Genomic DNA, 19,941 nt, shown 5'->3' with positions numbered 1-19,941 from the left:
TCATGCCACCGGCTCCAGCTCACGAATCAGTCTGGCTAAGGTTTTGATCGCCATTTCAAACTTATCGCACCAGGCAAAAGAGGCATTGAGACGGAAACAGTGGTTGAAATGGTTGCCGGTGGTAAACATCCGTCCAGGGGCAATACTGATCCCTTCAGCCAAAGCACGTTGATACAGCACCATGGCCGAGAGTGCCGGATCCAACTCCAGCCAGAGAAAATAGCCGCCGTCTGGCTGGCTAACCTTAACCGTGGCAGGAAAGTGATGGGCAATCGCCTGGCACATCACGCTCTGGCGCTGGGCCAGCAAACGGCGCAGGCGGCGCAAGTGGGTATCGTAACCGCCGTGCAGCAGATAGTCGGCAATCGCCATCTGGGTCGGCACGCTGGTCGACACCGTACTCATCAGTTGCAAACGCTGGATCTGCGGTGCATAACGCCCCGCCGCCACCCAACCCACGCGAAAACCCGGAGCCAGACATTTGGAAAACGACGAGCAGTGCAGGATCTGCCCACCGCTGTCCAGCGCTTTGGCGGGTAGCGGTTGCTCTGCGCTGAAATACAGCTCACCGTACACATCATCTTCAATCAGGGAGATTTGGTGATCACGCAGCAACGTCACCAGCCGCTGTTTGTTCTCCTGCGGCAAGGTGGCACCTTGCGGATTCTGGAAGTGGGTCATCAACCAGCAGGCCTTGATCGGGTACTGTTCCACCGCTTGCTGTAGCGCATCCAGATCGATGCCGTACTGCGGATGGGTAGAAATCGCCACCGCCTTCAGCCGCAGCCGTTCCAGCGCCTGCAACGCGCCGTAAAATGCCGGGGATTCGATAGCGACATAGTCGCCCGGCTGCGTCACCGCCTGCAGGCTGAGGCTCAACGATTCCATGGCACCGGCAGTGATCACGATCTCATCCGGTGCCACCTGCATGCCGCTCAGCGCATAGCGCTGGGCAATATGACGGCGCAGCGCATCGTTGCCCGGTGGCAGGTTGGCCAGTGAACTGTGTGGGGTGAATTTGCGCGCGACGTTGCTCAACGCCCGCGCCAGCTTCGGCTGCATAAACAGCGTGGCATCGGGAAAGGCCGAGCCAAAGGGCACAATGTCTGGGTCTTTGCACGCCTGCAACACCTCGAAGATAAAGGTGTTGATATCGACCTGTTCACTCAGCAGCAGTTTCTCACCGCTTATCGGCTGCGGCAGTGGCTGCGGGCGAGCCGCGACGTAATAGCCAGACTGCGGCCGGGCGACAATCCAACCCTGGCTTTCTAACAACTGGTAGGACTGCACCACCGTCATCAGGCTCAATCCCGCGCGTTTACCGCTTTCACGCAGCGAAGGCAGTTTGTCACCCGCACGCCACACCCGATTCTGGATTTGCTCGCGGATCTGCTGAGCGAGCTGTTCGTATCTGGTCATTCGAACCCAACTGTTATAGGTAAATATAAAATATCTGTCACTATTATAGTTACTCTACTCTGTGCTCTACTGAATACCAAGCGTTGGTTTGGAAAATTACAGCTATACTGAGAAGGTCAATTTATGCACAACCGTAGGAGGCGTCATGTTTGGTCTTGACGCATTGGAATTAGCACGTATTCAGTTCGCCTTCACCGTATCCTTTCATATCATTTTCCCTGCCATCACCATCGGCTTAGCCAGCTATCTGGTGGTGCTGGAGGGATTATGGTTAAAGAGCGGTAACCGTACCTATCGCGATCTCTATCATTTCTGGTCAAAAATTTTTGCCGTTAACTTCGGTATGGGAGTGGTGTCCGGCCTGGTGATGGCCTATCAATTTGGTACCAACTGGAGTTTCTTCTCTGAGTTTGCCGGCAGCATTACCGGCCCGTTGCTCACCTATGAAGTGCTGACCGCCTTCTTCCTTGAAGCCGGTTTTCTGGGAGTGATGCTATTTGGCTGGAACCGCGTCGGCCCTGGGTTGCACTTCTTTTCCACCTGCATGGTGGCACTTGGTACGCTGATCTCCACCTTCTGGATCCTGGCTTCCAACAGTTGGATGCACACTCCACAGGGGCACGAGATCGTCAACGGCGTGGTCATCCCGGTCGACTGGCTGAGCGTGATCTTCAACCCGTCGTTCCCTTACCGCCTGTTGCATATGACCACCGCGGCGTTCCTGTCATCGGCCTTTTTTGTCGGCGCTTCCGCTGCCTGGCACCTGTTGCGCGGGCGTGATACCCCGGCCATGCGCAAAATGCTGTCGATGGCAATGTGGATGGCGCTGATCGTGGCCCCGATTCAGGCGGTTATCGGTGATGCACACGGCTTGAATACGCTGAAGTATCAACCGGCAAAAATCGCGGCAATGGAAGGACACTGGGAAAACCACCCAGGAGAAGCTACGCCGCTGATCCTGTTTGGCTGGCCGGATATGCAGCGAGAAGAAACCCGCTTCCAAGTGGCGATCCCGTATCTTGGCAGCCTGATCCTGACTCATAGCCTGACCGAACAGGTGCCCGCGCTGAAATCCTTCCCGCCGGAAGATCGGCCGAACTCCACCGTGGTGTTCTGGACGTTCCGCATTATGGTGGCGCTGGGCATGCTGATGATCCTGGCAGGTTTCTGGAGCCTGTGGCTGCGCTGGCGCGGCAGGCTCTATCACTCCAGGCCGTTCCTTCACTTCGTTTTATGGATGGGGCCATCTGGCATCCTCGCCCTGCTGGCGGGCTGGTTTACCACCGAGATCGGCCGGCAACCCTGGGTGATCTACGGGCTACTGCGCACCAAAGACGCCGTATCTGCCCACGGTGAATTGCAGATGAGCATCAGCCTGCTGGCCTTTATCATCGTTTACAGCTCGGTGTTTGGCGTGGGTTACTCCTACATGATGCGTCTGATCCGCAAAGGCCCGCAGGAGCATGAAGGTGATGAGTCCAACAGCGATGGCACACCGTCCCGTCCGCTTTCAGCGGTGAAAGAAACCTTGGACGACAGGAGCTAAACATGAATATCGATCTTCCGCTGATCTGGTTTGTGATCATCGTGTTCAGCACCATGATGTACGTGGTGATGGACGGTTTCGATTTAGGCATCGGCATTCTGTTCCCCTGGGTGAAAAACAGCCGCGATCGCGATGTGATGATGAACACCGTTGCCCCGGTCTGGGACGGCAATGAAACCTGGCTGGTGCTCGGCGGTGCGGCGCTGTTTGGCGCTTTCCCACTGGCCTATGCGGTGATCCTCGAAGCCTTGGCCATTCCGCTCACGCTGATGCTGTTTGGCCTGATTTTCCGCGGTGTCGCCTTCGAGTTCCGCTTCAAAGCCAAAGAGGAGAAACGCCATATCTGGGATAAGGCGTTTATCTGGGGCTCAATTTTCGCCACCTTCAGCCAAGGGGTGGTCGTGGGGGCAATCCTTAACGGTTTCCAGGTGGAAGGCCGCGCTTATGTGGGCGGTGCGCTCGACTGGCTGACGCCGTTTGCGCTGTTTTGCGGATTAGGGCTGGTGGTGACCTATGCTCTGCTGGGTTGCACCTGGCTGGTGATGAAAACCGCGGGCGAGCTGCAAGCGCGCATGTACCGCCTGGCGACACCGTTATTAATCACCCTGCTGCTGGTGCTGCTGGTGGTCAGCCTGTGGACGCCTATCGCTCATCAGGAGATTGCCGCCCGCTGGTTCAGCCTGCCGAACCTGTTCTGGCTGCTGCCGGTGCCGATTCTGGTGCTGCTCAGCGCCTGGGGGATTTGGCATGGCGTGCAACATGGGGCTCATTATTCACCGTTCCTGCTGACGCTGCTACTGGTGTTTCTCGGCCTGAGCGGGCTGGGCATCAGCATCTGGCCACTGCTGATACCGCCATCCATTACCCTGTGGCAGGCCGCCGCACCGCCACAAAGCTTAGGGTTTATGCTGTTCGGCGCGCTGTTCATTATCCCGATCATTCTGGTTTATACCTTCTGGAGCTACTACGTGTTCCGCGGCAAAGTCAGCCATGAAGATGGGTATCACTAATGATGAAGAAAACGATGGAAGATAAAGCGCCCGCCACTCCCTGGTGGCAACGCCTCGGCTGGCTGGTGATTATCTGGAGCGCCAGCGTGCTGGGGCTGTTTGTGGTCGCCTCGCTGTTTCGCCTGCTGATGGGCATGGCGGGGATGAAATCTCATTAAACCTGGCGGCTCTGCGGAGCCGCTACTTCCGCCCCACGGCTGCCAAAACCCCCTGCTGCTTTAGCCACTGCCCGGTCAGTTCAATCCCCTGCTCCATGCTGTAGAGCGGCCGATAACCCAGCTCTTCGATCGCCCTGGTGTTATCCAGCGTCATATCAAAATAGGTCGTCGCCACGCCATAGCGCGTCAATGCGGGCTCTTGGTCGGTGACAAAAGCCAACATTTCCATCCCGCATGCCAATGACAGCAACAGTGGATAAGGCACCGCCTGCAAGCGATATTGCCAGCCGAGTTGTTTTATCAGCAATTGATCCAGCACTTCTGCCAACGGCTGCGGCTGCTGATTGGTGATGTTATAAATGCTGCCAGAGGTCAAATTCTCCTTGCGGCTGGCCAGATCCAGGGCATGCACCACGTTGAGCACAAAGGTCAGATCCAGGCAGGCCTTGCCGCCACCCGGCAGGCGCAGCGCCCCTTTATCACGCCGCAACTGGGCCAATATTCGGGGCACGTTCACCCGATCGTGCGGCCCAAACAGGCCACGTGGCCGCAAGATAAGGTAGGTAGTTTGCGGGTAAAGATGCAGCAGCGCCGCGATGCTCTGCTCGGCGGCAAACTTGCTGGCGGCATAATGATTGGCAAAGCTGTCAGCAAACTCACCTTCCGCAATATTGTGGCGGTGTTGAAAATCAAAATAGACTGCGGGGGTTGATATATAAATGAAGCGCCGTATACCACAACGCCCGGCCACCTGAGCCAGTTTATCGGTCACATAGGTATTGATCTGATAAAATTCCGAGCTTCTTCCCCAGGGGGAAGATTTGGCCGCACAGTGCCAGACCACATCGCAACCGACCATCAATTGCTCACACTGCTCCACGCCTGCGCGGGTCAGATCCAGCTCGGTAAATTTCGCGCCCTGCGCCACCAACAAACGCCCGACAGCCTCATCGCGCCCGGTTGCATGCACCTGATACCCGGCGGCCAGTAGCCACTCCGCCGCGTTGCGCCCCAGCCCACTGGTTGCCCCAGTCACCAGCACTCTCATGGCAGCAGCACCCTGCCACCCAGAGTCCCTCCTGCGGCGATATCCATCAGCACTCCACCGCTGGCAGGGATCGACGTCGCTGGCGTGATAGGCAATCGCTTGCGCGTATGTGCGATAGAGCGCCGGTCACCGCGCAAAGTGATATCAGCAGAAACGATGGGATCATGAGTAAACTGATGGTGGGATAGCGCATCGTTTAAGGCTACCACCACAAACGATGTAACACCATGCATTGGCAACGCCGGTCCTGTGGTAATGGCTATGAGCGGCAGTACGATGTGGGAGAGACTTTCAATCGTCATTTTAGTTATTCAGTCTACTTGTCCATAATTCGACTCAACCAACATCAAGCGTTATTAATCAAAAATAACACGCTAATATTGACCAAGCCCTTGATTAAAATCAGTATAAAAAAAACGCTAAAAGTGATTTTTACTGATTGATTCCGTTCATTTAACTAATGCCTCAAACCAGGTTAATTTGGGCGCGCGACAGCGTAAATCAACGGCGAAAAGAGATCCACAGGATCTCGATAAGTTAGCTCTTAACTGATGAGTAAAAACGCACTGCGGATACAAACAAAGAATCAATATTGGCGAACCTGATAAAACAACGGTGAAAACCTTACGTTACGGGAAGGTTTTTTCTTGACGGTGCAACCATATCACATTGCTGCCAATCGAGGGTAAGTTGGCCGTTATCTGTTGTTCGCCCTGCCATGTCCAGCCGATAGGCAGCACAAAACGGGTTGATACGGGTTTATAGTAAGGATTGGCAAGCATCAGTAAACCCCGATCGCCGTGCATAAACAGACGTGCAGCAACCTCAGTATTGTCTCCTGTCAGCAACTGGCTCTGGCCAGACAGCAGATAAGGCATAAATTCGCCGATCTGCTGCGCAACCGCCGCCACATCACCCCAGATGCCATCGAACTCCTGCTGGGAAAACTGGCCGTTCTTTTGTTTATAAAACAGGTCGGTATACGAATAAAACAGCAGCCCCTGAGCGCCGCCGATCAACGCCTGCCAAGCCTGATTGCGGATTTCCTGCTGCGAAGGCTGATGCGCTTTACGGCGGCTGTCGTAAGCCGCGTGATCCATAATCTGAATCACCACCCATGCCCCTTTCACTCCGCGCGCCGCCTGGGTGGTTAGTCTGGCATAATCACCACTACGCGTTAGATCGGGATCCACACCCACCGGATAAGGATCGGTTGCCAGGATATCGGAACTGTTGAAATAGGCATTGAGATAACCGGTTCTATTCAGTACCTGAAACGTGGGATGATTGCGATCCAACCGTTTGATCTGCTGGTTTTTCTGCTCAATCTGCGCGATATATTCCTGCCCCAGTTCATCGTTGATGTACCAGGCCAACAGATTAGGCCGATCCCGCAAGCGCTCGACCAACCACTGGGTCAACGCCGGATAAGACTGGCGTGTCGGCGGCGCAAAGCGCGTGCCGGGGTACAGATCTTTGACGGAGTAGATCACCTGCAAGCCATGCTTATCGGCCTGACGAAAGAAGGCGTAAGGATCTTTACCACTGCCGTAGTTATAGTTCAGCACGGTGTTGAAACCGGCCGCCGCGATGCGCGACAGATGCCGATCCTGCGTCATATTGGCGTAAATACCCAATGGGAAAAAGCGTTTACCGCCCCGTAGCACAAAGCCCTGCCCATCAAGGGCCACGCTCGCTGCCGGTTGCCCAATCTGTAATAGCAGATCGCTGCTGTGCTGATGCCGGGTCGCCAGCTCAACGACCTGCTGATGCAAACGATACTCCCCTTGCGCCAAACCATCCGGCAGCCTGAACAACACCCGTTGCTGCTGTTCAATCCAGTAATGCTGACTAGTGACTTTCACTACCACACCATCACGGGTGAGCAAGGTGCTCTCCAGTTGCACCCGTTGCGGCTGGGCAAGCTCAATCAACGTGGTCACTACCCGCTGCTGCGGATCTGCCCACTGATAAAGCTTGGGCTGGGCTGGCCGGAGGCAGGCATAGAGATCGTCGAACCAAGCCGTGCCGGTAGTGCCTTTGCGCAGGTAAACCCCCAGCGTGGTTCGAGCAGCCTGTTCCGGCACGGTGTAAACCGCCCCGATCGGTTGCCAGCCGCTATCGCCGGTTATCCCTGGCGGATAGCTGCCCTCAAGAAAGCGCCCTTGTCGATCAAAGCTTTGCAGATAAACACTGGCACCTTGGTCTTGGGCAAACCCCTGCACATTACGGCTTTTCACCCAACCGCCGAAATCGATCGCTTGCCCCGGTTTCACGTTCAACAACTGGCTGAAGGTGTGATAACGCTCAGGGTCACTATTCTGATAACGCAGGCTGGCGCGCCCGCTGTGCGCGTCTGCCACCACCTGCGCTTCCGCCAGTTTCCAGCCGCTATTGCCTTGCTCAAAGCCGGGGTTAACCAGCAGATTCGGCGTACAAATCTCAGCCTGTAAAGCAGTTATGGTCAATAACCCGGCTAACAGCACTGCCTTACGCTTCATCGAGTTCATTGCCTTTTCATTACGGCATTAACTAAATAGGCGAAAAACAGATAGCAGGATTTCTGATACGACAGCCCCAGATAGTCGCGATAGATTTTCCACTGCCAGTCGGCGGCCTTCACTTTGTTACCGGATAACGACTGGGCCGACAGGCGATAAAACGCCAAAGGCTCCGGCACACAGTAAGCCAGCTGGTTACGCGCGTTTTGCAGGATCGCCAACCACATGGCGTAATCCTCATGGCCGATACTTTTCTGATACACCTTGCCGATCCGCCGCTGGTTGTAGATGCCGGTCAGGTTGCCAATCCAGTTGCTTTTTAGCAAGTCCTGATAGCCGATAATCTCCTCAGAACCCCGGTAGTTTTTCACCCGTTCAGGATCATCTTCGAAGGTATAGTAATGGGAGCACACCACGTCGTAGCGGCCGGATCGCAGGATCCCCACCTGCCGCGCCAGTTTGTCTGCACGCCAGACATCATCGCTGTCGCAAAAAGCCAGATAGTCGCCGCGTGCGGCTGCAATCCCGATGTTGCGCGTTGCGGCCACGCCCTGATTGTGCGCATTGCGAATATAGCTCAGGCGCGGGTGAATGTAGGGCCGTACGATGTCTGCCGTCTGGTCGGTGGAGGCATCATCAATCACATACAGGTGATAATCGGTAAAACTCTGATTCAATACGCCCAAGATCGACTGCTCAATTGACGCCGCGGCATTGTAGGCGGGCATAATGATCGATACTTTTTCCATGTGTTCCTCACGTAATAATCTGCTGCCATTGGGGATAAATACGTTCGGGCGTAAAGCGCCCGGCTTTGAGCAGCGATGCCTGTGAACAGCGCTGGCGTAGATCGGGATTGGCAATTAGCGCCAAGGTTTTGGCGCAGAACTGGGCCTGATCGCCATCGGCAATCAAATAGCCGTTAAGCTCGTCATCTATCAGTTCCGCCGGCCCGGTCTGGCAGTTATAAGCCACCAGCGGCAGGCCGAAACTCATGGCTTCAATCAGCACCATCGGCAACCCTTCATAGCGTGAGGTCATCAGATACAACCCTGCACGCTGGTACCAGGCCGCTATATCAGCGGTAGCTGGCAGCAGTTGCACCGACTCCTGCAATTCAGCCTGATCGATTTGCCGTTGTAATGCACCACGCTCGGGGCCGTCGCCGATGATCACCAACCGCCACTCAGGGGCCTGCTGGGCGATCTGTTGCCAAGCGGTAATCAACCGGTCAAACCCCTTCTGATGGCTTAACCGCCCGATCGCCAGCGCCAGAGGTTGCTGTTGCTCGGCCCGTGGAGATTGCACCGGAAAAGGAGACACGTTTTCGATCACCAGACACTTGCGCCGTGGCACCCAACGGGCAATGGCATCGCGATCCTGCCGAGTAAGGAAAATCACCCGATCGCTGAACCGATATACCGCCAGCTTGAGCCACTTCATCAGACGCGGATATTGGTGAAAACTGACGTGTTCACTGAGCAGCAAGCGGCTGTTAGGGCATAACAGGCGTAAATAAGGCGCAATCATCACCGAAAGACGCCCCATCGACACCGGGATGATGGCGTGGAAGCCGCCACGGCGCAGCGCCAAAGCCAAGTGCCAGGGCCAACCGCCGCGGCGGCCCGGCATAAAGCGCAACGTAACGGCGGTGTCGAGTGGGAAAAACGCCCGATCGCCGCTAATAGAAAACAGCGTGACCGCATAGCCAGGTAACCGTGCCAACGCGTTAGCCAAGCCGCTGGCGACACGCTCAGTGCCCCCTTTACCCGCGATATTTTCAATCACTATCGCCACCTTACGCTGCTGCATGTTATCTCCTAAAATTGTTACGAGCGCCGCGCAGCAGTCTGCCGCCCAGCGGAAATAGCCCTAACCGGGTCAGGCAATCGCCATAGAGCTTGATCAGTTTGAATTTACTGCTGAGGGTGTGGCGCAAGATGCGAGAAGAGTAATAGTTGAAGGCCAACTGATTCTCGTTGTAGAGCGATACCAGCAGGTGTTTGCAGGCAAAGCCGCTGATGTGGCGATCGCTGGGGTGTAGGAAGGCATCGATAAACTGTTCGCTGGCCTCCAGATTCAGCTTGGTGGTCATACGCCCGCGGCGGCCGACATCGAGAAACACCCCGCTGCCCGTATCATGCACCACATTCGCCCCCTGCTTGGTGGCATTGACCAGAAACCCCCAGTCCTGATGTTTGCCAAGAAATTCCGGGAACAGGAAACGACGATCGCGTTTTTTGCGCAGGCTGATAGTGGAAGAGCGAATATCCCCCATTTCCAGAAACAGAAAGTCCTCGCCTGCCGAGCCTTTTTTATAATTAAAGGCAAAGTCCCTGACCGAATCACCGCGGACTTCAGCATAATTGCCAAAAATAATGTCGATATGCTGATCTTCATGGCGCTTCAACCGGCGCATAATATAGTGCGTGGTGAAGTAATCGTCAGAATCCAGAAAAAAAACCACCTCCGCCTGTGCCAGCCTGGCACCAATATTGCGGGATTCGGCGGCATTACTTTTCTTTTTTTTCTCATACAGCATAATGTGACGATGAGCTGCCACCAGTTGCTTGATCTGGGCAATATCCTCGTCGTCCGAACAGTCATCCACCAAAATAATTTGATAATCAAAACCGCTGCAAGCAGCGAAAATACGCGCCAGATTCCTTTCCAGATAATCTGCGCTGTTATATATCGGCATAACAATTGAGAAATCCATTCCCTACCTCAGTTTTTTAGTTGATAAAAACTTTTAGCCTGGTAAAGCAATAACAGCGAAATATTAAACACCGGCACCAAAAAATACGTTTCGGTCAGGGTGGTTAACAAAAAAACCGCGACTACCCAGCGCATAAAACGGCTGAGAAATACCAAGTTGCGTAATAGTTGGTAATAGCAGAACAACAACAAGAGTGAAGCGATGACACCTGCGGAATAAAACAGGGCAAAGTAAAAGAAATCAATCGGCTTATAGGCTTCTATATTCTGCCCAAACAGCAGATTGGGCAGCCCTTGAGCCTGGTACATCTGCCAGGAAAACCATATCCGGCCGGTCAGTGCCTGATTAAGCAATTCATCCAGCAGCGGATTTTCCCCCCAGCGCAACACGCTGATAAACTGCATGCCGAGTATCAGGCCCAGCAGCAATGTGCACAGTTTTCTACCGGGTGTGATGCGTAATAATGGAGCCAGCCAAAACAGGGCCAGCAGCAACAGCGCCAGCGCCAGATAGGTCCGCGAATAGCTGTAGACCAATAGTGGCAACAGGAGCAGTGCGTAAGCCAACGCAATAATATTTTTCATCCCGACACTCATCGCCACGCGGTCCAACAAACACAGCAGTACGGCAAACAGTGAGAATAGGTAATAAGCCAGCGTATTGGGATTATCAAACCCTAACGTTAATCGGTTACCATAGCGCTCATCCAGATAGACAAAACTGTCGGTATAAAAAATAAAAGGAACGGCCACCAATATTACTGCTGAGAAATAGGCCAGAATAAATATCACCCCGCCACGAGCAAACCCTATTCGCTTGAACAAAATCAGAAAGGCAATGCTGTACACCACACCAAAGAGATAATCTCCGTGCCCGCTGGAAAAGTTGATCATAAACAGCAATATCACCATGCCCAATAATACTTTCTCACGTAGCGTAGCGATCACCAAGGCATAGCCGATATACAACAGCAATGCGCCATTAAAACCCTTTACCACCTCACTCACCAAAACATTATTAAATGCCCCGGAAGTCAGGAACGTTTTACAGAAAAAACTCAACAAAAAAGTAAATACCACCGCGGGCATTACCTGAGTTTGTGCCGATTGATCCAACAACCGGGTTACGAATATCGGTTTGGGAAGTATTTTCTGCATAGGTGATTACTCAGTAAAATAGCTACCCCATTCCTGCTCGATATTCTTCGGCATCAGCCTGCATAACCCGGCACCGGCAGTAAACGTCAGTTCACCGAAATAAACGCGCTCATCAATCTGATAAAAATCCACTCGCACATAGGAGAACTGCTCTGCTACCTGCTGCGCCAGAAACAGCATTTCATCCAACCGACTCGGGCACTCCGCCGGTATTTCGGCATTCGGCAGACCGAGGCGGATCTCGGTCCGATTCCAGTTAACGTCGAAGATATCGCGGCGAGGAGAGCCGTAGCGCTGATAGTCCACCTGGATGAAAAAGCGGATTTCGCCGTCGCGGTTAAAACAGTGGAATTTAAAATCCTTAGGCACCTCGCCATTTTCCAGCAGCAGGCGCTCCACCATGATGCAAGGCTCAATGCCCTGATAATGTTTTTCGCGGCTTTGATGATAGAAATTGCTGCGCATCCAGTGGCAGGCCAGATCGTACAGTTCGGCGTAGCTGACCTGACTTTTATCAAACACCAGTTTGTTGTAGCCGCTGCCATGATTTGCTTTCAGCACAAAGGCCTGAGGCAGCTTGCTGAAGGTGTCATAGCTCAGTTCATTACCATGGGCATACAGCTCCACCAGATACTCTTCCCCCCACAGACCCGCGATAAATTCTCGTACTTTGTATTTGTCTGACAGCGTGGTGTAGATGCTGCGCGGGTAAACCTTACGACGCATGATCTTTTCGCTGAAGCCGACGGGATGTGCAAAACGAGGGAGCCTTTTGTAAAACATCGCGTACTTCACCTGGTGATGCAGCGCATCAGGCAAACGCCTGGCAATGCTTTTAACTAATGTACTTAACATGCTCTTTCCTTAAGCTTGCTGATAAGACGTGGCAGACAGTAAAAACAGGTCAGTTGCAGCCGGGTAATCTTTCCGCCACGGAAAAAACTGTTCAGAACGAAAAATGACAGGAATTCAGCCAGCAGTGTGGAAACCGCTGCCCCCGTTAGGCCGTAGCGTGGGATCAGCACCAGATTCATCAGCACATTGGCCAGCGCCACCAGCGGCATCTTGATAGCGATAAAACGGTAGCCGGAGAACAGGACGATGCTGCGGTAGGACACCGTTCCCAATAGCGAAAACAGCGAAGTTAGCGCACCGATGGCCAGAATATCCGCCGCCTGCTGGAAGGCCTCGCCGTACAGTAATTCGACGATCGGCCCGGCAAACAGCAGCGATACCAATAGCACCGGCACAGACAGCACCAGCACCAGCAGATACAACGCCCGGATGCGATCTTCCTGCTCTTGTGGCTCACGGCAGCCCGCAATGCCCGGCATCAGCGAAGTGATTAACGCCATCGGCACAAACACCCAACCCTGGCTCAGCGTCATGGCCGCGCTATACCAGCCAACGGCCCGATCGTCCATCAGGTTGCCGAGCATGATTTGATCGATGCGGATATAAATCACGATCGATAGGCTGGAGATCGCCAGTGGCAGCCCAACCGACAGCAGATAGCGGCCATAGCCTCGCGCCTGGCGGCGTGAAAACGTTGGCTCTGCTGGCTGTTCCCGCTGAAACAGCCAGCGGCGCACCAGGTAAGGCAGCGCACTGCTGAGGATATAGGGCACGGCAAACCACACCAGCGGCAACGCCGCGCTCACCAGTAACAGCCGGACGGCGATGGAGAGCAATAGCGCCAGATTATTGATCAAGGTATTGCGTTTCGACTGCAATCTGGCGTCGTAGTAAATCTTGTACACGTCCTGAATGGAGAAATAGGCGCTGACCAGCAACAACAGCGTCATCAACTGCTGGGGTAGCGCCTGAGTCGCGGCACTCCACGCCAGCAAGGGCAGCGTTACCAGCAAGAACAACCGCTGACGCAAGCGCATCGACGCCAGCATTAATCGGATACCGCTGTGCGGCCGCCGGGCGATGCGATTAAAAATGATGCTGTCGGCCCCCAACTGCACCAGCGGCACCACAATCGCGACGGTTGCCAGCAGGTAGTTGAGTGTGCCGAACTGCGCTGGCCCCAGATAACGCGCCACGTAGATCGACACAAAGATCCCCGATAGGCTGAGCGAGACTCGCTCCAGCATCAGCCACAGGGTATTGACGAGGATTGCCTTCATGCCGCTATGCATCCCCGCCCGGCTTCGCCGCTGCCGAGTGGCTCGGATAGGCAAAATGGTAATAACCGGTTTCCGCCGCCGTTTTCTTCACCACGCCGTTGAGGATCACCCCTTTGACCAGCACACCATTTTGCTCAAAGCGCCGCAGGCTGGTATCGACCTGCTTGAGGGTATTGACGGCAAAATGCACCACCATCATCACCGTTCCGGCATGGTGGCCAATAATCGCTGCGTCGGTCACCGCCAACACCGGCGGAGTATCGATCAGCACCAGATCGTAATGTTGCCCGGCCCAGCGCAGGAAATCGGCAAAACGCGGATGCATCAGCAGCTCCGATGGGTTCGGCGGCACCTGCCCGCGTGGCACAAAATCAAGATGGGAAATATCGGTAGTTTTGATCGCATATTCGGGGGCGATCTGCCCCGCCAACATATCAGACAACCCGTCCTCACAGCGGATGTTCAACCAGCGATGCAGGAAACCTTTACGCATATCAGCGTCTATCAGCAACACCCGCTGGCCAGCTTGTGCGATCACCACCGCCAGATTGCTACAGGTAAAACTCTTGCCGCTGGCCGGGCTGGCACCGGAGACCATCAGAACATTGTTTTTCGCTTCCATCATGGCGAAATGCAAGCTGGTACGCAGGCTGCGAAAGGCCTCCACCGCCAGATCCCCCGGCTCTTCCCGCGCCAGAATCGGCAGCCTGTCACCGCGGTTTTTGCTTAATTGCTGTTGCTGGCTACGGTTGCGCTTCTGCTGCCACAGGGATAGCGGTACGGTGACGTATACACTGATACCGTTTCTTTCCAGCACATCGATCCCGCTGATGCCGCGATGGAATGCGGCTCGCAGTAATACCACGCTGGCTGACAATACGCCGCCCACCAGCACCGCCAGGATCACAATCAGTATTTTTTGCGGTTTCACCGGTTTCAGGGTGGTTTCCGCTTCATCAACAATGCGGATATTCCCCACCGTGCCAGCCTTGGTGATGCTCACTTCCTGCTGCTTGTTCAGCAATTGCAGATAAACCTGCTGATCCACCTGTACGTCACGGGTCAGGCGCAGGATCTCTTGCTGGGTTTTCGGCAGTGTCTGTACCTGATTGCCCAGACGCACTTTCTCTGACTCTAACGTGGCGCGTTTTTCCAGCAACGCGCGGTAGGCCGGGTGCTGGTAAGTGTAGAGTTTGGAGATTTCCGCTTCTTTGAACGTCAGTTCATTGAGTTGAGATTCCAGTTGCACCTGGGTATCCAGCACCGATTTGGCCTCCAGCGACAGGTCCACCGAATCATTCTGCTGGCGAAACTGGTTCAACTGATTCTCTGCCTGGGTCAATCTGGCCTGCGTCTCTGGCAATTGCTGCTGTAGAAACGCCAGCGTTCGCTGCGCCTCTGCGGTTTTGCGATCGACATTCTGTTGCAGGTAGTGGCCGGTGAGGCTATGCAGGATCGCCTGTGCCTGTCGCGGATCTTCACTTTCCAGCTTGAAGCTCATGATGCCGCTGTCTTTGCCACCCGGCACAATACTCAGGTTCTTGCGCAAATCATCGGCGGCGGTCTGCCGAGCCACTTTGGTGACGGTGAACGTGGTACCGGGCAGCGCATCCAAGGCCTTGAGCTGAATACGCCATGGCCCTTGCTGCTCTGGTTGCCCAGCGCTGCCGCTCAACAACACGCGATCGCCTTGACTCAGGCTGAAACGCTGCTGATCCAGCACCGTCAACGTCAGTTTTTCTCCCAGCATCAACGCCGGGACCACCAACTCGGCAATGGTCACCGCAGGCGGCGTATCGCCCTGCAAGCGGGCAATACCTTTGCCAAACAGCGGGAAATAATCTGCCTGAACCCGCACCGTCAAACCCAGTTCATCGACGGTTTTCCCCAGCACAAAGCGCGAGGTCACCAGGGCAATTTCATCCTGAGTGGCCAGAGTCTGGCCAAGCTTCGCGTTCTGGGACTCCTGCAGCAGTGAGGCACCGCTATTCGGCTGCTCCACCTGCACCAGCGTGGTGGCCTGATACACCGGCGTTGCCAGCAGGGCATAACCGACCCCGATCGCCGCTGCCAGTACGGTGGCCAGCAAAATATGCCAGCGGCTATCCCATAAAGGGCCAATCAGCCGTTCCCAATCCAGTTTTTCATCCGGTTCTGCCAACACAATCGGCATTACGTTATTCTTCATGGTTTCATTTCCCTGATTACCCGTCTGTGCGCATAACGCCAGCCTCAGCGAGGCCGCTTAAACAAAGTTGCTGAGGTAAAAATCAGCCGTCCACAGAGGGATCCCCCGCATAGGATGGGCTCTGGCAAGATTCGCGTAGCAATACGAAATAACCGAGGAAACAAAAGATGTATGCCAGCAGCATTAAATTTTCCGGCAGCAACAGCATTTCACTGATAATGCCCACACAGGCCATGGACACTGCCAGCAGGCTGCTCATCCCCAAAGCCTGACGAGAATTGAGGCCCCGTCGCATCAGGATATGGTGCAAATGATCGCGCCCGGCACGGAACGGACTCTGGCGGCGCAGCAGGCGGCGAGCCATCACTTGCACCATATCCATCAAGGGAATCGCGATCGTCCACAGCACCGTGACCGGCCGCATGGCGGGTTGCTCCCCTTGGGTAGCCAATAAGAGCAACCACAGCACGGTAAACCCCACCACCATGCTGCCAGCATCGCCCATAAAGATTTTGCCAGCAGTGCCAAATACGCCAAGATTGAACAACAGGAAAGCCGCTAGTGAAGCCATCAGCGCCAGGCACCACAACGCCAGATCGCCCTGTTGATTCAGGCTAAACAGTATCGCCAGCGTCGAGAGAGTAATGCACGACAACACCGCCAACTGCCCATCGATACCGTCAACCATATTGAACGCATTGATAGCCCCCCAAACCGCCAGCGGCGTGAGTAACAAGGAAAAATCCCCCAGCCGCCATTCGTCATGCCCCCATAAATAGCCTAGCGTATTCAATTGCATCCCAGCACTCCCTATCATGATCAGCGTTATCACTCCCTGGACGATAACGCGCGGGGTGACCGGTAAATCGAAACGATCGTCCAACACGCCCAGCAGGAGCAGTATGCTGACACACAGTAGGTAAGAGGCGCTGTGTGGCAACCACTCTGGCTGCCACAGGGTGACCAATAGCATGGTCAGGTATAGAGCAATCCCACCGACCAGCGGAATATGCCCGTGATGCTGTTTGCGGGCATTAGGTTTATCCATCAACCCAATCCACGGTGCGGCATAACGTATTATCGCCAACAACAATAACGCAAGAATAAATATTCCTCCTTGTTGATATAACATGCTTCCCCCAGCCAATAAGTGCATTATCATCCTTGAACTACTGCCCCTGAACGTTATCAACAAGCACAGGCAAACGTGTCGCTGTGCAATACTCCTGCTGCCGCTGTTAACCTGCGCAATTACGGCACTCTCGATATCGGTTTATCTTTGAATAAACTCATGCTTAATCGTTTTTTCGATTGCCAAATTGAGATCAACCGGCGCGACAAAATTATTCTTTATATTGGATTTAAATTGAGTTCTGGCGCAGAATTTTTGTACTCTGACGCGGCTGACCGGGAACTTCTTGCGACTGACTTTACTGATAAGATCAAAAGCCGCCGCACCGCACATTCCCAATAAATAGGGAATGCGAATCATCTTATTTTTTTGACCAAGAGAGGACGAGATAACGCTGACCAGTTGATTCATGGTCAAATCAGGTTTATCGGCATAATTACTCACCAGATAGGCTGATTGTTGATCTAATGCGTGTTCCAGCCGGGCGGCAATATTTTCCACATACGCCATCGATTTCATATTATTGCCACTGCCGATCATCACGAAGCGGCCACTGGCAATTTGCCGAAATAGATTATAAACATTACCGCGATTCCCTTCGCCAAATACCACCGTCGGGCGGATAATGGTCAATTTGTTAGCATTATCCGCTGTACGCCATGCCTCATAAACGTATTCAGCTTCCAGCTTAGATTTGCCGTAATGGTTAAAGGGTTCAAAAACCCCTTGTTCATCGGTTTCTTGCTCCACAAAACCATAGACCGCCACCGAGGAGGTAAAGATAATCTGCCGGATCCCCTGTGCCGCTGCCGCCATGCAAACGTTGCGTGCGCCTTCCACATTAACCTGATAATACAGTGAAATAGGATCAACATTGTCCTGATGCTCAGCCGCCAGATTGATCACCGCATCATAGCCGGCCAGCACCTGTTGCAGGCTCTCAGGCTGAGTCACATCCCCATACTGATACCACTGTGGAAAATGTTTGCTCTCCTTAATATCAATGATTTTCAACAGCAGATCGTGACGAACACTCAGGCGTTTCACCAGCCAGGTTCCAATAAAACCGGAGCCACCGATAATAGCTATTTTACGCTTGTCCATAATTTATCGCTCAGTCTCAGTCAGGTTTCCCATGTGTCAATATCTTCCAACACCTCTCGCGGTAAAGCACAAATAGGTATCAGAGAATGTTCATCAGACTGAGCAATTTACCTTCGGTTTTCAAATAATATATAATGAAATAACAGTACCCTGTGATTGTAAAATTAAAATCAAAGATGAAATTGTTCTAGAGACTAACTTTAGCATCATACTTCACCTGATATTATTGAGTTTGACTCGCTAAAGCTAACCGGGCTTTACTGTTGTTATCATGCATAGCCGAAAGCTCATACCTCGTTTGCTCTTGGAACGAGGTAAGCTTAGGATCAATACATTCAATTCGCACTTCCATCTCAGTACCTTCATGGTATAGACAAATCAGCGCCTGTGGAGAAGAGCTACGGGAACCATTAAGCGTCAACGAAAGCACCAGCTGCGGCTTTTTTTGAATATCATTCACCATCGGTTGGTGGGTCTGATAACCCAGAACATAGGATAAATGTGAAATAACCAATAGCGAGATAAACACCACCAGATATTTCATGCCCCGGCTCAGCAGTACCGGAGAAAAACCATTTTTAGAAGGTGGCTTGCTGGTAATGAACTTTTTTTCTGATAGATCTGATTGCCCTGGTACTAATGTGTCATGCAACTCTCTATTTTCAGAGGTCGCTATCGCATTCATTTCATCATCATCTTTATCTATAATTCCAGACGATTCTGATTGAATATCAATTTCAGAATCATCTTCACTGCTTAATAAATCATCAAGGACGTACGCATCTTCCTCAGAAATAAACTGGAAGATTTCTTTGTTTTCCACCTTATACCCCAAACGAGGAATGGTTCTGATCATTGTATGACCATTATCCCCAATTTTTTGACGGATGGATTTAATGGTCTGATTTATCGTAGAATCTGAACAGTAGGTTCCTTTCCATATATTTTCTATAATTTCCGAACGGCTGACCAGTTCAGGTGAACGGGAAACAAGAAGTGAAAGTATCTGGTACTCCTTCCAACGCAGTCGAAATTTTTTTCTGGAAGGTATCAGAACGTCGAGATTTCTGATTTTTATTCTTTTTTCAATATTCACTTTAAAATTCCTTAATGTACTCGTCCTAAACACTTTGTATAGAAATATGAAAAAATGTTCAAGGTATTAAAACTAAACTCGGCGAGTTATGCATATTTTATGGTTTGTTTTCCCTAACACACGTTGATTTTATTTTATAATTATACAATCACCTCAAATGAATAAAGGATAATTCTTATTATTACACAAGAAAATAGGATGTTAAATGGCGAAACCACAAACTATAAAAAAACATATTTTATTGATAAGTATCAATAAATAAATTTACTGCTACTTTTTACATTTGAAATTTTCTTGTGAAACAAGAGTTAAACCTCATCACTAAAAATAATTTTCCACCTAATCTTATTGCCTATTGCCATATAAAGTGCTTAGCCATTAATATATAGGAATTATCTCATCAGATTTAGCTTGCGTAATTTATATAACGTTAATAACGGGGAGCATATTGCGCTTAATAACACCAGTGTGAGTACCTACGAACAATTAGGATTTGAAATTGTGATAATTCATTAGCATTATGGGTTTCTATTTTTACAATTTTATAATGTTCTTTAGACAATAAGGTAATGGAGATTAAATATCGTAATGCAGGTTATTTTTCCAGCAACCTTGGTTTGCTGATAACATCTATTACTCCCTTAACTTGGGAAGCACCCTTCAAGTCTCTACACCGTAACGGTCAATCAGGTAAAACCTACTTTTATCTTACCGCTGGTAGAATTTTA

General features: G+C 52.3%; 17 protein-coding genes. 3 read left to right on the top strand and 14 right to left on the bottom strand.

The window, feature by feature from the left end; all coding sequences use genetic code 11:
* Positions 1-1,419 (bottom strand): aminotransferase-like domain-containing protein, encoded by a 1,419-nt coding sequence (locus ACX1CU_RS09645; RefSeq protein WP_459402339.1) that lies wholly within the window; start codon positions 1,417-1,419, stop codon positions 1-3.
* 145 nt (positions 1,420-1,564) lie between these two features.
* Here ACX1CU_RS09645 and ACX1CU_RS09640 point away from each other — a divergent pair, with 145 nt between their 5' ends.
* The 3 genes from ACX1CU_RS09640 to ACX1CU_RS09630 are packed head-to-tail and all read left to right on the top strand — an operon-like array spanning position 1,565 to position 4,133.
* A complete protein-coding gene (locus ACX1CU_RS09640) occupies positions 1,565-2,965 on the top strand; it encodes a cytochrome ubiquinol oxidase subunit I (RefSeq protein ID WP_459402338.1) in 1,401 nt (466 codons plus the stop codon).
* Positions 2,966-2,967: 2 nt separating this feature from the next.
* Complete coding sequence (cydB, locus tag ACX1CU_RS09635) at positions 2,968-3,975, top strand: cytochrome d ubiquinol oxidase subunit II (protein ID WP_459402337.1); 1,008 nt, start codon at positions 2,968-2,970, stop codon at positions 3,973-3,975.
* Positions 3,976-3,989: 14 nt separating this feature from the next.
* Positions 3,990-4,133 (top strand): DUF2474 domain-containing protein, encoded by a 144-nt coding sequence (locus tag ACX1CU_RS09630; RefSeq protein ID WP_459402767.1) that lies wholly within the window; start codon positions 3,990-3,992, stop codon positions 4,131-4,133.
* Positions 4,134-4,155: 22 nt separating this feature from the next.
* Here ACX1CU_RS09630 and ACX1CU_RS09625 read toward each other — a convergent pair whose 3' ends face one another.
* From ACX1CU_RS09625 to ACX1CU_RS09565, 13 genes are all read right to left on the bottom strand, one after another.
* Positions 4,156-5,181 (bottom strand): NAD-dependent epimerase/dehydratase family protein, encoded by a 1,026-nt coding sequence (locus tag ACX1CU_RS09625; protein ID WP_459402336.1) that lies wholly within the window; start codon positions 5,179-5,181, stop codon positions 4,156-4,158.
* Positions 5,178-5,483, bottom strand: coding sequence for a hypothetical protein (locus ACX1CU_RS09620; RefSeq protein WP_459402335.1), 306 nt, complete (start codon positions 5,481-5,483; stop codon positions 5,178-5,180). The genes ACX1CU_RS09625 and ACX1CU_RS09620 overlap by 4 nt, the downstream gene beginning before the upstream one ends.
* A 327-nt stretch (positions 5,484-5,810) precedes the next feature.
* Entirely contained in the window at positions 5,811-7,682 is a 1,872-nt protein-coding gene (locus ACX1CU_RS09615) for a carbohydrate binding domain-containing protein (RefSeq protein ID WP_459402334.1), read from the bottom strand.
* Positions 7,683-7,687: 5 nt separating this feature from the next.
* Positions 7,688-8,431, bottom strand: coding sequence for a glycosyltransferase family 2 protein (locus tag ACX1CU_RS09610; RefSeq protein WP_459402333.1), 744 nt, complete (start codon positions 8,429-8,431; stop codon positions 7,688-7,690).
* 7 nt (positions 8,432-8,438) lie between these two features.
* On the bottom strand, positions 8,439-9,494 hold the full coding sequence (locus tag ACX1CU_RS09605; RefSeq protein ID WP_459402332.1) for a glycosyltransferase family 4 protein: 1,056 nt from the start codon (positions 9,492-9,494) through the stop codon (positions 8,439-8,441).
* 1 nt (position 9,495) lies between these two features.
* Positions 9,496-10,401, bottom strand: a complete 906-nt coding sequence (locus ACX1CU_RS09600) for a glycosyltransferase family 2 protein (RefSeq protein ID WP_459402331.1) — start codon at positions 10,399-10,401, stop codon at positions 9,496-9,498.
* Positions 10,402-10,409: 8 nt separating this feature from the next.
* Positions 10,410-11,399, bottom strand: a complete 990-nt coding sequence (locus ACX1CU_RS09595) for a hypothetical protein (RefSeq protein WP_459402330.1) — start codon at positions 11,397-11,399, stop codon at positions 10,410-10,412.
* A 165-nt stretch (positions 11,400-11,564) separates the two neighbouring features.
* A complete protein-coding gene (locus tag ACX1CU_RS09590; protein ID WP_459402329.1) occupies positions 11,565-12,413 on the bottom strand; it encodes an ATP-grasp fold amidoligase family protein in 849 nt (282 codons plus the stop codon).
* Entirely contained in the window at positions 12,407-13,693 is a 1,287-nt protein-coding gene (locus tag ACX1CU_RS09585; RefSeq protein WP_459402328.1) for a flippase, read from the bottom strand. Before ACX1CU_RS09585 ends, ACX1CU_RS09590 begins: the two co-directional genes overlap by 7 nt.
* 4 nt (positions 13,694-13,697) lie before the next feature.
* On the bottom strand, positions 13,698-15,881 hold the full coding sequence (locus ACX1CU_RS09580; protein ID WP_459402327.1) for a polysaccharide biosynthesis tyrosine autokinase: 2,184 nt from the start codon (positions 15,879-15,881) through the stop codon (positions 13,698-13,700).
* Positions 15,882-15,963: 82 nt separating this feature from the next.
* Positions 15,964-17,013, bottom strand: coding sequence for a UDP-N-acetylglucosamine--undecaprenyl-phosphate N-acetylglucosaminephosphotransferase (wecA, locus tag ACX1CU_RS09575; RefSeq protein ID WP_459402326.1), 1,050 nt, complete (start codon positions 17,011-17,013; stop codon positions 15,964-15,966).
* A 141-nt stretch (positions 17,014-17,154) separates the two neighbouring features.
* Entirely contained in the window at positions 17,155-18,117 is a 963-nt protein-coding gene (locus ACX1CU_RS09570; protein WP_459402325.1) for an NAD-dependent epimerase/dehydratase family protein, read from the bottom strand.
* 223 nt (positions 18,118-18,340) lie between these two features.
* Positions 18,341-19,213: a winged helix-turn-helix domain-containing protein gene (locus ACX1CU_RS09565; protein ID WP_459402324.1), complete on the bottom strand. Its 873-nt coding sequence runs from the start codon at positions 19,211-19,213 to the stop codon at positions 18,341-18,343.
* Between the last annotated feature and the right edge of the window lie 728 nt (positions 19,214-19,941).

It is taken from the genome of Serratia sp. D1N4, assembly GCF_054552755.1.
This window is presented reverse-complemented; position numbering and strand designations above follow the sequence as displayed.

Bases quoted from the DNA above. Each gene is read 5' to 3' on its own strand.
- ACX1CU_RS09645 (WP_459402339.1), bottom strand. From the start codon at position 1,419: ATGACCAGATACGAACAGCTCGCTCAGCAGATCCGCGAGCAAATCCAG.
- ACX1CU_RS09640 (WP_459402338.1), top strand. From the start codon at position 1,565: ATGTTTGGTCTTGACGCATTGGAATTAGCACGTATTCAGTTCGCCTTC.
- cydB (WP_459402337.1), top strand. From the start codon at position 2,968: ATGAATATCGATCTTCCGCTGATCTGGTTTGTGATCATCGTGTTCAGC.
- ACX1CU_RS09630 (WP_459402767.1), top strand. From the start codon at position 3,990: ATGGAAGATAAAGCGCCCGCCACTCCCTGGTGGCAACGCCTCGGCTGG.
- ACX1CU_RS09625 (WP_459402336.1), bottom strand. From the start codon at position 5,181: ATGAGAGTGCTGGTGACTGGGGCAACCAGTGGGCTGGGGCGCAACGCG.
- ACX1CU_RS09620 (WP_459402335.1), bottom strand. From the start codon at position 5,483: ATGACGATTGAAAGTCTCTCCCACATCGTACTGCCGCTCATAGCCATT.
- ACX1CU_RS09615 (WP_459402334.1), bottom strand. From the start codon at position 7,682: ATGAAGCGTAAGGCAGTGCTGTTAGCCGGGTTATTGACCATAACTGCT.
- ACX1CU_RS09610 (WP_459402333.1), bottom strand. From the start codon at position 8,431: ATGGAAAAAGTATCGATCATTATGCCCGCCTACAATGCCGCGGCGTCA.
- ACX1CU_RS09605 (WP_459402332.1), bottom strand. From the start codon at position 9,494: ATGCAGCAGCGTAAGGTGGCGATAGTGATTGAAAATATCGCGGGTAAA.
- ACX1CU_RS09600 (WP_459402331.1), bottom strand. From the start codon at position 10,401: ATGGATTTCTCAATTGTTATGCCGATATATAACAGCGCAGATTATCTG.
- ACX1CU_RS09590 (WP_459402329.1), bottom strand. From the start codon at position 12,413: ATGTTAAGTACATTAGTTAAAAGCATTGCCAGGCGTTTGCCTGATGCG.
- ACX1CU_RS09585 (WP_459402328.1), bottom strand. From the start codon at position 13,693: ATGAAGGCAATCCTCGTCAATACCCTGTGGCTGATGCTGGAGCGAGTC.
- ACX1CU_RS09580 (WP_459402327.1), bottom strand. From the start codon at position 15,881: ATGAAGAATAACGTAATGCCGATTGTGTTGGCAGAACCGGATGAAAAA.
- wecA (WP_459402326.1), bottom strand. From the start codon at position 17,013: ATGTTATATCAACAAGGAGGAATATTTATTCTTGCGTTATTGTTGTTG.
- ACX1CU_RS09570 (WP_459402325.1), bottom strand. From the start codon at position 18,117: ATGGACAAGCGTAAAATAGCTATTATCGGTGGCTCCGGTTTTATTGGA.